This is a genomic window from Paraburkholderia sp. CHISQ3, from assembly GCF_030464945.1.
In the GTDB taxonomy this organism is placed as follows: Bacteria; Pseudomonadota; Gammaproteobacteria; order Burkholderiales; family Burkholderiaceae; genus Paraburkholderia; species Paraburkholderia megapolitana.
Map to the genome: position 1 here is coordinate 264867 of NZ_JALPRG010000001.1, position 14358 is coordinate 279224.

Genomic DNA, 14358 nt, shown 5'->3' on the forward strand with positions numbered 1-14358 from the left:
AATCTCAGCGCGTCAGACTCAGCTCGCCCGGCGCGCCGGCAAGCGTGCGGTCCGGGCGGCAGTTGACGATCATGATGAGCAGCGTCAGCACATACGGCGCGGCGTTGTACAGGTAGTAGCCACTCGTCACGCCGATCGCCTGCAGCGCGGGACCGAGCGCACCGGCCGCGCCGAACAGCAACGCCGCGTACAGACAGCGCAGCGGCTGCCAGCGCGCGAAGATCACGAGGGCCACTGCCATCAAGCCCTGCCCGCTCGACAGTCCTTCGTTCCAGCTGCCCGGATAGACGAGCGACAGATAAGCGCCGCCGACACCCGCGCAGAAACCGCCCACGGCGGTGGCCGCGATACGGATGCGTGTGAGCGGATAGCCCAGCGCGCGCGCCGCCTCCGCGTGATCGCCGACGAGCCGGAGCGTCATGCCCCAACGTGTATTGCGCAGTCCCCATTGCAAGGCGAAGGCAAGCACCACACCGATCGCAAACAAGGGGTTGATGTGCAGCGCGTTGTGCAGTTGCGCCGAGGCGGTCCAGCGACCGAAATCGAGCGACGCCAGCATCGGCGCCTGCGGTTCGATAAACGGCTTGCCGAGAAAGAATGCGAGACCCGTGCCGAGCAGCATCAACGCAATCCCGAACGCGATATCGGACACACGCGGCAACGAGCACACGAGACCGTGCAGGCAACCGAACAGCAATCCGACCAGTCCCGCCGCAAGCACGCCGAGCCACGCCGAACCGGACAGATAGCTCGCCGCATAGCCGCTCATCGCGCCGGACACGAGAATGCCCTCCAACCCGAGATTCACGCGACCGCCTTTCTCGGTCAGACACTCGCCGAGACTCACGAACAGATACGGTGTGCTCACACGAATCGCACCTGCGATCAACGACAAGAGCAACACCACAAGCGGCGAATGCATGTCAGGCATGAGTCTTCTCCATCTGGGCTTGCACCGCTGTCGCCGCCAGCGCCTGCAACTTCACGCGCCACGCGGCGAGCCGTCCGCCGAGCGCTTCCCACGCGAGCAGATTCGCGAACAGCAATCCTTGTAGAACCAGCGTGGTCGCATCGGGTAGACCGAGGCGCCGCTGCAACAAGCTGCCGCTCGCCTCGATACCGCCGACGATCACCGCGCAAACGACAATCGCCAGCGGATTCTGGCGCGCGGCAAACGCAACGAGAATGCCGCTATAGCCGTAACCGACGAGCAGAGCCGCATTCGCACTGCCTTGCACGGCTGCGACTTCGAACATGCCGGCCAGACCGGCCGCCGCGCCGCCGAGCACGCACGCAGCGAGCGCGAGTCTCGCGACCGGCAAACCGACGAGACGCGCGGCGCGCACGTTGCCGCCGACCACGCGCATCGCGAAACCGCGCGTGCTGTGCCTGACGAAAACCCACGCCGCGACGCATGCGAGCACACCCCACAACAAGCCCCAATGCACATCGAGCCCCGGCAGCGAACCGATGGTCAGCGCATCCGGCACCGGCAACGTCGACGGTTTGTTCAGACTCGCCGGATCGCGCAGCGGTCCTTCGACAAGAAACTTGAATAGCGCGATCGCGATATAGGACATCAGCAGGCTGCTGATCGTCTCGTTGACGCCGCGCCGGTGACGCAGCGCGCCGACTGCGCCGATCCATGCGCCGCCGGCCAGCATGCCTGCGAGCGCCATCAACGGTGTCGCGACGAACCACGGCGTCGCAGCCGGCAACCACTGCGGCATCACGGCAGCCGCGAGCCCGCCAAGCGCAAGCGCCCCTTCACCGCCGATCACAATCAATCCAACCTGCGCCGGCAACGCCACGCATAACGCGGTCAGCATCAGCGGTGCTGCGCGCAGCAAGGTGCTCTGCCACGCAAACGACGAACCAAACGCGCCTTCGAAAATCAACCCGATCGCATCGAGTGCAGGCGCACCCTGCACGAGCAGAAACAGCATGAACAGCAGCAGCGTGCCGGTCAGCGCGAGCAAGGTCGGCAATGCGGGCAGCACGCCGAGAACCAGCCGCGCGGCATTTGCGTTGGTACTTGCGTTGGTACTTGCGTTGGCATTTGCGTTAGTAAGCATCGACGCTCCTTGAGAAATGACACGCCGCAACGAAGCACATCAGATCTGCCCCACCACACCCGCCACGAGATAGTTCATGCTTTCGAGCACGTAGTCCGTCTGCACGTGACTCACGCCGTCGGCGATTGCAACACCGCCCTTGTTGTCCTTGACCGGTCCCTTGAAGATCACGAACTGACCGGCCATCATCTTTGCCTTGACGGCGTCGGCGTTCGACTTCGCTTCGGGCGCCACCTTTGCGCCATATGGCGACATCTTCACGAAGCCTTCTTTCAGGCCGCCGCGCAGGATGTTCGGTTGCGGCTTGCCTGCCTGTGCATTGGCGACGATGAGCCGGAACGGTGTCGCCCAGTCCCATTCCGCGCCGGTCAGGTAGCCCTTCGGCGCGAGCGCTGCCTGGCTTGCGTGATAACCGCAGCTCATTGCGCCGCGCTTCTCGGCGGTTTCGATCACGACCTTCGGACTGTCGACGTGACAGGTCAGAACGTCGCAGCCCTGATCGACGAGACTGTTGGTCGCTTCCGCTTCCTTGACTGGCATCGACCAGTCGCCGGTGAAGATCACGTGGGTCGTGATCGACGGATCGACCGATTGCGCGCCCAATGTGAACGCGTTGATATTGCGCAGCACCTGCGGGATCGGCTTCGCGGCAACGAAGCCCAGCTTCTTGCTCTTGCTCATATGGCCCGCGACGACGCCATTCAGGTACTGGCATTCGTCGATATAACCGAAGTAGCTCACGATGTTCGGCGGGTTGCCCTGCTTCCACAGGCCGCCGCAATGCGCGAAGCGAACCTTCGGATACTTCGCGGCGATCTTCAGCACATGCGGATCGAAGTAGCCAAACGAAGTCGCGAAGATCAGCGTCGCGCCGTCCTGTTCGATCATCGCCTCCATCGACTTCTGCACCGCGATCGTTTCCGGCACGTTCTCTTCTTCGACGACCTTCACATTGGGCAGCTTCTTCACGACGTTCGCCGCCGCGGCTTCCGCCTGGTTGTAACCGTAGTCGCCGCGCGCGCCGACGTAGATCGCGCCGACCGTGAGCGGACTCGCCGCGAAGATCGATTCGAAAGGCAGCATCGTGCCGAGCGTCAGCAGGCCTGCGTGCTTGAGGAAATCGCGACGATGGGTCATGGCGTGATCCGTTTCAGAGTGTTGGAGAAAGTTGGTTAGCGAGTTAGCGCCGCGACGCTGTCCAGATAGGCGAGCCATCCGCCGTGCGCGGTGATGTCGAGCGCGCCGGCTTCATCGGCAAGCGCGGCCGGCTCGCAGATGAAACCCTTCACGCTGCGGCCGTCGGCAACCTGTACGGTACCGATCCCGAGCGGCGCCGGAATCTGCGCGACAAACGAGCCGAAGTGGCGCAGCGGCACTTGCCATAGTTCGATCGCGATTGCATTTGTGTGTGCGGTTGCAGCCGGCATGCGCGCGAGTGCGGGCTTTGGCGGTGTCGTCCCGGCTAGTGCGAAGAGCTGATAGTCCGGTGTCGTGCGGGTCGCTTCGATAAACCGTGCCCCTGCTTCGTGCAATTGCCGGTTCAACGGCTGACCGCGCAGATGTGCGCCGACTACAGCAAGCACGACCGACGGCTCGCTGCTGGGCAACGGTTGCGATTCGATGCAGGCGGCTTCGTGCGACTCGGACTCGAAGAAACGCGCCTGAATGCGCGCACCCAATACCGCCAACCGATGATCCGCACCAGCCGGTGCGATCAGCGTGACGCCGGCAGGCAGACCGTCGCCGCGGCGCACACACGGCACCGCTAACGCACACAGGTCCAGCAGATTAACGAAGTTCGTGTAGTAACCGAGCTGGCTGTTCAGCTCGATCGGGTTGGCCTGCACCGCGGCGATGGTCGGATGCGTTGGTGTGGTTGGGACGATCAGCACGTCGATGTCATCGAAGAGCTTGTCGGCCTGGCGTTTTAATTCGGCGAGACGGTATTGCGCATTGAACGTATCGACTGCGCTGTAGCGGTCCGCTTTCGCGATCACGGCGGCGACGACCGGATCGATCGCATCGCGTTGCGCGTCGAAGAATTCGCCGATAGCCGCACGCCGCTCCGCGACCCACGGGCCGTCGTAGAGCAACGCGGAGACTTGCGTGAGCGGTGTGAGATCGATGGGCAGCGGTTGTGCCTGCAACACTTCGGACAATGCGTCGAGCGACGCCTGAAATGCGTGGGCAGCCTCGCCATCGCCGAAGAACTCCGCACGCGCAGGCACGCCGATGCGCGGCGGCGCCGAAGTCGGAGCCAGCACGCTCACCTCGCGCGCGAAGCTGTCGGATGCGTCGAAGCGCGCGAGTTGTGCGAGAACGTGCCAGGCGTCGGCGACATCGTTGGCGAAAATCGATACGCAGTCGAGGCTTCTGCACGCCGGCACCACGCCGCGCTTGCTGACCAGCCCAAGCGTCGGCTTCAGGCCGACGAGTTCGTTGAAGCCTGCGGGCACGCGCCCCGATCCTGCGGTATCGGTGCCCAGCGAGAACGCGACGCAACCGCTCGCGACCGCGACCGCCGAACCGGAACTCGAGCCGCCCGACACGCGTTCGGGAAACTCCACCTGCCGTACCGCGCCGTACGGCGAACGCACGCCGACGAGACCCGTCGCAAACTGATCGAGATTGGTCTTGCCGACCAGAATTGCACCGGCCTCCAGCAGAAGCTGCACGGCAAACGCAGATTCATGCGGCGTATAGGCAAACGCGGGACAGGCCGCCGTAGTCGGCATGCCCGCCACGTCGATGTTGTCCTTCACCGCGAACGGCACGCCGAACAGCGGCATGAGTTCCAGCACTGAGATGCCCCCAGCACGGTATAGCGCTTCGAGTTCAGCGGCGCGCGCGTATAGCGCTTCGGCGGCGATGCGTTGCGTCCATATCTCGGGTCGGTCGATCGACTCGATTCGCTGTAACACTGCCTCGACACACTGTGTCGGCGTGAGGGTGCCCTGCGCGTAGCGATCGCCTAGCGTTTCGATCGAAAGAGCGGCTCGGGTGTTGAGTTGATCGTTCATGAGTCCAATCTTGAATACAAGATTGGATGCGTATTGCAGAAAGCGTGCCATTGCGCATATCCATGCGGCGATCGAGCGCGTCCGGTCTTATGCGGCAAGGCTTCTACGGTGTTTGTCTCGAGGGCTCAGTGGGCGCCTGACCCATCCTGACGAGGTCGCAGCAAGATCGACGAATGTGCATCGATCCCAACAACGGTGCGATGGGGCGCCACCATGGATCTTCCGTCGGAGCGGGCACCGGCTACGTTAGGCCTGAGCGTGCCGCCGCGTTCTTTCAGGGTTAGTCCTGATAGAGATATCTCTTAGTAATAATATTATTCATCATCTAAATTCATTACCAAAACTTCCCTGCGAGCGCCTGCTGTTCTGGCGTAGCACTGTATCGTCCGTCCAAAGGACGTTCGGAATAAATTAATAATAATGACCCAGACCTCTTATTAGACGGGATCTCAGGAGATACAGGTGCGCAATTATCTGGTGCTGGCGGCAGCAGCGATGCTGGCCGCTTGCGGCGGCAATGGCGATTCGCCATCGGCCGTCTCGACAGCAAACAAGCAGGTGCCGGTGGCCGCTAACGCGGCGGCTGCATCGGCTGCGGCGGCGTCGAATGTAGAAAGCGAATTCAAGGCGACGCGAGGCGTGGCGCTCGGGATGAAGACCACCACGCCGCCGGTCGTGATCCGCGATCCCGATCAGAACCTGCCGCCGTACACACCGCCCCCGCCGCCCCCTGTGCTGTCGACTACGACGCTCAGCTTCGGCGACTTCACGAGTTACCTCTCGCCTGGTTCGAACCAGGGCTGGGCGCCGGGTACGACGAGCGGCAGCGTAACGATTCCCGCCCCCGCAACCAACGGCACCGGTGCCGGCGACAAGGCCGTCGCGCTCGCCAATACGTATACGACCGCCTCGTACGAAGCCGACGTGACGGTTACGCCACCGGTCGGCAACGGCCCGGCGAACGCGGGCTTTATCGTCCGCACGACCAACCCGACGGCCGGCGGCTTCGACAGCCTGACCGGTTACTTCATCGGTCTCGACACCGCCGCGCACACGCTCGTGGTGGGCCGCGAGAACAACAACTGGACCAACTTCATCGACTATCCGATCAGCACGATAGTGGGTGGTAGCACGCACCATCTGAAGGTCACGACGAGCGGCACGGCGATCACCGTCGATCTCGACCAGCAACGCGTGCTGAGCCTCAACGACGCGACCAACGCACTGCCCGCGGCGTTCGCATCGGGCAGCTTCGGCCTGCGCCGCTTCGGTGTCGGCGCGACGTTCAGCAACATCACGATCAAGACGTACCCGACAGTCACCTCTCCGACCTACGATTTCTCGAAGGTCGTCGGCATGGTGTACTCGTCATCGACCGCAGTGAACGCGATCGACTTCTGGCAGAACTACGATCCCGCTGTCGTGAATCGTGAACTGACGTACGCGCAGACCTACGGCATCAACACGATCTCGGTGTACCTGCACTACCTGGTCTGGGCCAACGATCGTGTCGCGTTCCTGAGCAAGTTCGAGAACCTGCTCGAGATCGCCGCGCGTCACGGTATCAAGGTGTCGCCGATCTTCTACGACGACTGCTGGAACCAGACGCCGGAATATGGTCCGCAGCCGGCGCCGGTCTGGGGCGTGCATAACAGCCGGTGGGTACAGTCGCCAGGTACACCGATCGAACAGGCGTACTTCCAGCCGAGTGCGTCGAATCCGAACGTGACGTACAAGGCGAGCCTCGCGAACTACATCACCGACTTCGTCGCGCCGCACCGGAACGACCCGCGCATCGTGTTCTGGGAGCCGATGAACGAACCGGGTTGTAGCGGCAACGGCGCACTGCAGGAAACGCGTGCGGTGATGATGAACGACGCGCGCATCGCGATCCTGAATGCGGGCGCGACGCAACCGATCAACTCGCCGCAGGTGCAGGAAGACGAAGGCAGCTACTTCTCCGACTTCTACGCATTCCATCCGTACAACAATCCGTACACCGGTCCGATCAACGGCAGCAGCGTCAATGCGTTGAACTCGGAAACGCTGCAACGCGGTTTTCCGGGTACGACCGGCCAGACGATGGCGGGTATCGTTTCGAACTACGGCGGCACGACGGGCTTCATCATCTGGGAGTTGATGATCGGCCGCACGAATACACGCTTCCATTGGGGGCAAGTACCGAGCGCACCTGCTACCGTCGAACCGGCGACGCCGTTCCAGGGGACGATCTATCCTGACGGGCACCCGTGGTCGACGGCGGAGATGCAGGCGTTGACCGGTGGGTTCTATGTGAAGCTGCCTGTGCTGAATGTCGGGTACTACAACGATCCGACTTTCAATAGTGCTCCGGTGAAGACTTCGATTACGCCGTTGATCGACTTCGATCTGAACACTGAGCGCGGTACCGATTCGCCGGATGCTTCGGCGGGGGTGAATGCTACCGGTTATGGCGTGCGGTGGACGGGGGCGATCGAAGCCGCGGTTAGCGGGCCGTACCGGTTCTCGATCAATAGCGATAACGTGGCGCGTCTGTGGATCGATGGCGTGGAGGTGATCAACAAGAAGAGTGCGTCACTGTCGACGGTGAGCGGTACGGTCTGGTTGAAAGCGCGGCGACATGCTTCGATCAAGGTCGAGTATGTGCATAACACCGGCGCGGCGAGTATGCATCTGACGTGGTGGAGTCCGTTTGCGCGTAGGCCTGATGGGTTGCGGATTGTGCCTTCGGATTCGCTTGTGTCTTCGGACTGAAGTGTCATCAGGTACTGCAGAAAGTGAGAACTGTGGCGGGTAGGTGAAAAACCATCGCCACAGTTCGTGCAAAAATCCGTGCGGCCGATACTTCCTGCTGGAACCCGGCCGTCCGCCACTACCGGGTTCCTCTCATTCGCCGACGTTCGTCGCGAACTGCCTCTCTACCCTGCGCCGCCGATCGACGCTATCGCGCGGCGTCGTCGACTATATTTTTGTTCGCCTGCATCCGTCGATCCATCCGCTCCGTAGAGGTCAATGAGGACTCGTCGTTTCTCCGGAAGGTGATTTCGCTCTTCGTTGAAAGACGGTTTGTCTTCGCGCCTGCGATGACGGTCCGTGACAATGTTGCCGGCATTTGTTGTAATCGGTTTTGGTGCGAATCCGACCCGGGCCTTGATCGTCAGTCAGGTGGTACTCAGTATTGCGCTTCCGGTACCGATGGCGATGATCGTCTGGTTTTCGTCGAGCAGGCGATGGCCATATGCGCAGACAGCACGCGCTTTGCGCGGCCACCGCACGGCGACGTTGCTGTTATTCCCGATTACGCGCAGCCAACCCGCAGGGAGCGCGATGGACATGCAACGAAATGCAGCGACCGATGACGACCGTCTGTTGAACGGAGTTGAGGCCCATCGCCGCAATGAGCTGAACCGCCTGTTGCATGAGGCGGGCGAAGGCGACCAGGCAGCATTCGCCGCGCTCTATCAACGCACTTCCGCCAAACTGTTCGGCGTGTGCGTGAGGATGCTGCGCGATCGCGGTGAAGCCGAAGAAGTGCTTCAAGACGTCTATGTCACGGTATGGCGCCAGGCTGCAAACTTCGACCCAGGGCTCGCCAGCGCCGTTACCTGGCTCGCGACCATCGCGCGCAACCGGGCCATCGATCGCTTACGGCGCCGCCGCGAGGAACCGCTGGACGCATCGATGGAAGAGGAACTCGCCGACGAGCATCCTTCGCCGGCCGCAATGGCAGAGCGCAGTCAGGAGAAGCGGCGCCTGGAACGGTGCCTCGACGCACTGCCCGCCCAGCAGGGAACCCTCGTACGAGAAGCCTTTTTTACGGGTGCGACGTATGCCGAACTGGCTGTGCGCCTGAGCGTGCCGCTCGGTACCATGAAAAGCTGGATCCGGCGTAGCCTGATTCAGCTCAAAACCTGCCTCGATCAATGAATACGCCCTCACACGATCCCGACGAACTGCGATGCGCCGAGTATGTACTGGGCGTGCTCGACGCTGACGAGCGCAGGCAGATCGAGGAGGCGATGCAGCACGACCCCCGGCTCGCCGCGAACGTAACGCTCTGGCAGGAACGCCTGATGCCGCTCAGCGAGGATGTCGGCGAGATCGCGCCGGCGCCCTATGTGCTGGCGCGCATCCAGTCCGAACTGGGTTTCGCGTCGCCTGCACCGTATCGGCCTCGCGCGAGGCTGTGGGACAACGTTCGCTTGTGGCGCTGGGTCGGTATCGGTTCGAGCGTCGCGGCTGTGGTGCTGGCAATCGTGGCCGTGGTGCCTGTCTGGCGTGGACCCGTCGCGGTGCCGGAGGTGCCGGGCAATAGCGGCTACCTGGTTGCGAATATCGGCCGTGAAGACGGTGGAGCAGGATGGACCGCTACCGTCGACGTTCAGCGTGCCCGCATGGTGATCGTTCCGGCGAGCGGCACGGCAGTCGCCGCCGGTCGTTCCACCGAGCTGTGGCTCATCCCGTCGGGCGCTCGACCTGTCTCGCTCGGTGTGATCGCCGCCGACCGGCCGACTATCGTCACGCTGCCGCCAGCCCGACTCGCACAGCTGGACCCTCGGGCCATCCTCGCTGTGTCGCTGGAACCGTACGGCGGGTCGCCTACCGGACAGCCAACCGGGCCCGTGCTCGCGAAAGGGGGAATCGGTGGTGCATAAGCCATCTCTGCATATTTAATCGAAGTACGTGCATCCGTCGGTTCGTTCGATCCGTATCTCCGATTGCTTCCAGTCCGGAAGCGTCGATCTTTCGGGGAGAACCGAAATGCAATCCTGTAACCAGATGAAGACCATCGGTGCGATGCTCGCGCTCGCACTGGCGTTGGGAACGGCCGTGCCCGCCGCGACGGCCGGATCGATGTCCGCCGACAATACGGTGGAAGTCGGCGGCGCCGCGATGTACCCGTCGAAAAATATCATTGCCAACGCGGTGAATTCGAAAGACCACACGACGCTGGTCGCGGCCGTCAAGGCAGGCGGTCTCGTGGATACGCTGTCGGGCACCGGACCCTTCACGGTCTTCGCACCGACCAACGAGGCATTTGCCGCATTGCCGCCCGGAACCGTCCAGACGCTGCTCAAACCGGAGAACAAGGCAACGCTCGTGAAAGTGCTCACGTATCACGTCGTACCGGGTCGCATCACCGCGCACGACCTCGCGATGGCAGTCGATCAGGGTGGCGGCAAGGCGAGCCTGAAAACGGTCGAGGGCGATTCGCTGATCGTCAGCAAGGACGGCAAGGGGTGGGCGATCACCGACGACAAGGGCGACGTCGCGCATGTGACGATTGGCGACGTGATGCAATCGAACGGCGTGATTCATGTCGTCGACACGGTACTGATGCCTTGACGTCGGTGTGAAAAGCTCAGCGAGGTCTATGGCTGACGTTACTCGCCCCATGAATCAGGGTTGGCGCTTGCCACGACCACCGGCGGGTTTGCCAGCCGGCTTACGTGAACCCGCAACGGGTTTGCTGGCGGGTTTGCTGCGTGGCCTTTGCACGCTGAATGGATTACCGCCGGAGAAGCCTGTGCCGCTTGTGCTTTTACCCGCAGCCAGAACGCGCTGCGCCGCAGGCTTGCGTTTGTCTTCGCCACTTTGCACCCGCGGTTTTTTGCCAGGCACCTGCACCGCGCCCGGCGCAACTTGCAGCACTTTAGGTTTCTTCGGCTTTTTAGGCTTCTTGATAATCTCGCCCGTCGCACTGGTTTGCGGCACGCGATGCTCAGCTTCAAAACCCGGCTCTTCTTCCCGCCGCAACGTCTGCCGGATCAGCGCTTCAATCGCGGCCAGCTGCGGCGCTTCATCCGCGCACACGAGCGACACCGCAACGCCACTAGCACCCGCACGACCAGTACGGCCAATACGATGCACATAGTCTTGCGCCACGATCGGCAGATCGACGTTGATCACGAGCGGCAGGTCGTCGATATCGAGCCCGCGCGCAGCCACATCAGTGGCGACCAGCATATGTACTTCGCCGGTCTTGAAGCGCTCCAGCGCACGCAAACGTGCCGGTTGCGGTTTGTCGCCGTGGATGGTGTCGACCGCATAGCCCGCTTCATCGAGCATGGCCGCCAGGTATTCCACGCCGTTGCGCGTTTTGACGAACACCAGCGCGTGCTGCCAGTTGTTCTCCGCCACAAGGTGCATGAAGAGATCAGGCTTGTTCTTTTTATCCACCGTCACCACCCACTGCTTGATCCTGCTGGCCGTGGCATTGGGCGGGCTGACGCTGATATGGACCGGGTCGCGCAGAATGCTCGCCGCCATGGCACGAATCTCATCGCTAAACGTGGCCGAAAACAGCAAGGTCTGGCGTTGAACGGGCAAGGCGGCAAAGACGGCGTTGAGTTCGCGTGCAAAGCCCAGATCCAGCATGCGATCGGCTTCATCCAGCACCAGCGTTTGCACCTGATCAAACTGCACTGCGTTCTGGCGATTCAGATCCAGCAAACGGCCTGGCGTAGCAACGAGCACATCGACGCCTTTGCGCAACGTCATCATCTGCGGGTTGATGCTCACACCGCCGTAGGCGGCAAGAAATCGTAAGTCGAGCCCTTTGCCGTAATCGACAAAGCTTTGCAGCACTTGCTCCGCCAGTTCGCGCGTGGGCACCAGCACCAGAACACGCGCTCGGTTGCTGGACACTGCCGGGCCGTGTTGCACCAGCCGTTGCAGCAGCGGCAGCGCAAAACCGGCCGTTTTACCGGTGCCGGTCTGCGCCGCAGCCATGACGTCCTTGCCATCGAGCACAACAGGAATCGCCTTGGCCTGCACCGGCGTAGGGGTCTGGTAATCGAGATCCCGCAGATTACGCAGCAACGGCTCGATCAGGCCAAGCGAGGCAAAAGACATGGGCGTATTTCCGGGCTAAAACCGCGATTCTAGCGGTTACCGCGCTCAATGCCCGAGCGACGCCTCGACTGCCAGCGCGACGCCTTCCGCCGTCGCCGCCGAAAGCGTCCAGCCAAGGTGCCCATGTCCCGTGTTGTAGAACACGCCGCGCCGCCTGCCCGGTCCTACTTTGGGCAACATGCCCGGCATCATCGGCCGCAGCCCTGCCCACGGCACGACGCGCGACGTCGACACTTCGGGAAAATGCCGACGCGTCCAGTTGATCAGCGGCGCAATGCGTTCCGCGCGAATGTCGCGATTGAAACCGTTGATTTCCGCTGTGCCCGCAACGCGAAAGCGATCGGCGCCCAAACGACTGGTGACAATCTTCGCGCCATCGTCGAGCAGACTCACCCACGGCGCACTGCGACGACTGGTTTCATCGTCGAGACAGACGGTGATCGAGTAACCCTTCACCGGGTACACGTTCACGTGATCGCCAAGCATCGCGGCGAACTGACGGCTATGCGCGCCGGCACACACGATCACGCTGTCGTAGCGATCGCCGTTCGACGGCGCGTCCGGCTGTGTCGCAACGATTTCGAAGCGACCGTCGCTGTGCTGCGCGATGTCGGCAATCTCCGTGTCGTACAGAAAACGCACACCGTCGCGCACACACGCGTCGCTGAGGCCGCGCGTGAATTTGTGAATGTCGCCGGTGGAATCCGATGGCGTGAAAAAGCCGCCGTAGAAGTTGCTGGTTAGCGTCGGTTCGATCGCGTGAATTTCGCCGTCGGTGACGGCACGACGATCGAGCCCGCCTTCACGCAGCAGCACGTTCACCTTCGATGCCGCTTCGAACCCGCGACGATCCGGATACACGTGCAGGATGCCGCGCGTCTCCAGATCGAAATCGATATGCTCGCGTTCGGCGATCGAGAAAAGAAACTCGCGCGCCTTGATCGCGAGTCTGACAGTCTCGACGGTATTCGCGCGATACCGCGGAATCTGCGCGAGAAACTCGGCCATCCACGAGTACTTGTGCCAGCTCGGTTTGAGGCTGAGCAGGAGCGGTGCATCCGCGGTGAACATCCAGCGCAGCCCTTTAAGCACGGTCGATGTGCTGTTCCACACTTCTGCGTTACTGGCGGACAGCTGGCCGCCGTTCGCAAACGAGGTTTCCATCGCGGCATAGCGATGGCGCTCGATGAGGGTGACGTCGAATCCGCGTTTGCGCAGGGCGTAGGCAGTCGTGACGCCGGTAATACCGGCGCCGATGATGGCGATATGGTGCATGACATGGTCCAGAAAGAGTTGAGCATCGCCGGTTGGCGTCGATGCCCCATCTGTCCGTGGACCTGAGAGTTTCTTCCCTGCCGTGGCGGCGCGGAAATCCCCTTCGGTGGGCGCGTGAACAACAGCGCCGCTCTCCAGATGTTCTTGCTGCGCGGTCCTGGGTGCCTGAGAGTTTCCGGGGCGGTTGCTCCGTCGGCGTCGTCCGTGAAAACCGGGCGATCTCTTCCGCGCTGCGTTGGTGAACACCGGAACGTTATACAAAGCGCGGGGTTTGTGCAAGAGGGGACGCTTCTGTTGCGGTGGCGCCTCGGCGGAGCCGGAAATGGGTATCACTGTGTTTCAAGAAATCCGCAACGTTTCATAAACCATGAAACCTATTGATACTCCGCTATCCGCCGGAAGCCAGTCCGCGCGTCTTGCATATCCGTGCGGCGCGTTGCACTAGGCGCTTTCCATTTCGTGCTCGGCGGCAAGTGCAAGAAACGCTGAGCGGCTCAGCTTGCGTGCACGCGCAACCTCATCGATCCTGACCACGAGATTCTCGGGCAGGCTGATGTTGAGTCGCACGGCCTTGGCATTGATCTTCGACAAGTCGATGTCGATAAGCATCCACGCACCACCCTGGTAATCTGGATGGCTCAGCCATTGCTCGAGCGCTGATGGTGCCGGAACCGGCTCACCATCTGCAAAGTGAGCTTCCGCAGCTTCCTGTGCATTGGCCGGAATATCGGCCCAGTCGTCGGCGGCCGAATAGCAGCCGGGAAAGTCGGGAAACTCGATGCCGTGCGCGTGTTTCGCGTCGCCGGGCTGGATATAGGTGGGATAAAGCACGATGCTCTCCTTGGCGTTGGATCTGATCACGTCAGTCCTGCTTGTTTCAGTATGCTGCGCACGGTCCCAATCGGCAGATCCTTCTTCGGGTGCGGGACTGTGACCTTACCTGGCTTTGACAAATGCTTGAACTGCTGGTGGGACCCGACCGTATGGACAAGGAACCAGCCGTCGGCTTTGATCTGCTTGATAAGGATTGCGCTATTCATGTGTGTAATCATACACAAATACACACGAATACACAATCACGAGAGCAAGCAGCGGCCCGCGATACACTTGCCACCTACGCATCCGCGCCCACA

The 14358-nt window shown here is 62.0% G+C and carries 11 protein-coding genes, 1 pseudogene and 1 riboswitch; of the genes and pseudogenes, 4 read left to right on the top strand and 8 right to left on the bottom strand.

The window, feature by feature from the left end:
• Positions 1-4: 4 nt before the first annotated feature.
• From M0D65_RS01180 to atzF, 4 genes are read right to left on the bottom strand one after another with little or no spacing between them, the layout of a single operon-like run.
• The gene (locus M0D65_RS01180; protein WP_266250509.1) at positions 5-931 is read right to left on the bottom strand and encodes an ABC transporter permease; all 927 of its coding nucleotides are present in this window, start codon (positions 929-931) and stop codon (positions 5-7) included.
• Positions 924-2075, bottom strand: coding sequence for an ABC transporter permease (locus M0D65_RS01185; protein WP_266250511.1), 1152 nt, complete (start codon positions 2073-2075; stop codon positions 924-926). Before M0D65_RS01185 ends, M0D65_RS01180 begins: the two co-directional genes overlap by 8 nt.
• A 39-nt stretch (positions 2076-2114) precedes the next feature.
• A complete protein-coding gene (locus tag M0D65_RS01190; protein ID WP_266250513.1) occupies positions 2115-3212 on the bottom strand; it encodes a BMP family ABC transporter substrate-binding protein in 1098 nt (365 codons plus the stop codon).
• A 35-nt stretch (positions 3213-3247) separates the two neighbouring features.
• Positions 3248-5095, bottom strand: a complete 1848-nt coding sequence (atzF, locus tag M0D65_RS01195; protein ID WP_266250515.1) for an allophanate hydrolase — start codon at positions 5093-5095, stop codon at positions 3248-3250.
• Between the two features lie 462 nt (positions 5096-5557).
• Here atzF and M0D65_RS01200 point away from each other — a divergent pair, with 462 nt between their 5' ends.
• From M0D65_RS01200 to M0D65_RS01215, 4 genes are all read left to right on the top strand, one after another.
• Positions 5558-7849, top strand: coding sequence for a PA14 domain-containing protein (locus M0D65_RS01200; protein WP_266250517.1), 2292 nt, complete (start codon positions 5558-5560; stop codon positions 7847-7849).
• A gap of 579 nt (positions 7850-8428) precedes the next feature.
• Entirely contained in the window at positions 8429-9022 is a 594-nt protein-coding gene (locus M0D65_RS01205; protein ID WP_266251167.1) for a sigma-70 family RNA polymerase sigma factor, read from the top strand.
• Entirely contained in the window at positions 9019-9750 is a 732-nt protein-coding gene (locus M0D65_RS01210) for an anti-sigma factor (protein WP_266250519.1), read from the top strand. The genes M0D65_RS01205 and M0D65_RS01210 overlap by 4 nt, the downstream gene beginning before the upstream one ends.
• A gap of 199 nt (positions 9751-9949) precedes the next feature.
• Positions 9950-10441: a fasciclin domain-containing protein gene (locus tag M0D65_RS01215; protein WP_266251169.1), complete on the top strand. Its 492-nt coding sequence runs from the start codon at positions 9950-9952 to the stop codon at positions 10439-10441.
• Between the two features lie 54 nt (positions 10442-10495).
• Here M0D65_RS01215 and M0D65_RS01220 read toward each other — a convergent pair whose 3' ends face one another.
• The 4 genes and pseudogenes from M0D65_RS01220 to M0D65_RS01235 form a co-directional block, all read right to left on the bottom strand.
• On the bottom strand, positions 10496-11950 hold the full coding sequence (locus M0D65_RS01220) for a DEAD/DEAH box helicase (RefSeq protein ID WP_266250521.1): 1455 nt from the start codon (positions 11948-11950) through the stop codon (positions 10496-10498).
• A 45-nt stretch (positions 11951-11995) separates the two neighbouring features.
• A pseudogene (locus tag M0D65_RS01225) lies at positions 11996-13258 on the bottom strand (D-amino acid dehydrogenase); the annotation flags it as partial.
• Between the two features lie 7 nt (positions 13259-13265).
• Positions 13266-13373: riboswitch (glycine riboswitch) on the bottom strand.
• Positions 13374-13666: 293 nt separating this feature from the next.
• Positions 13667-14056, bottom strand: coding sequence for a type II toxin-antitoxin system HicB family antitoxin (locus tag M0D65_RS01230; RefSeq protein ID WP_266251170.1), 390 nt, complete (start codon positions 14054-14056; stop codon positions 13667-13669).
• Between the two features lie 26 nt (positions 14057-14082).
• The gene (locus M0D65_RS01235; protein ID WP_266250525.1) at positions 14083-14265 is read right to left on the bottom strand and encodes a type II toxin-antitoxin system HicA family toxin; all 183 of its coding nucleotides are present in this window, start codon (positions 14263-14265) and stop codon (positions 14083-14085) included.
• Between the last annotated feature and the right edge of the window lie 93 nt (positions 14266-14358).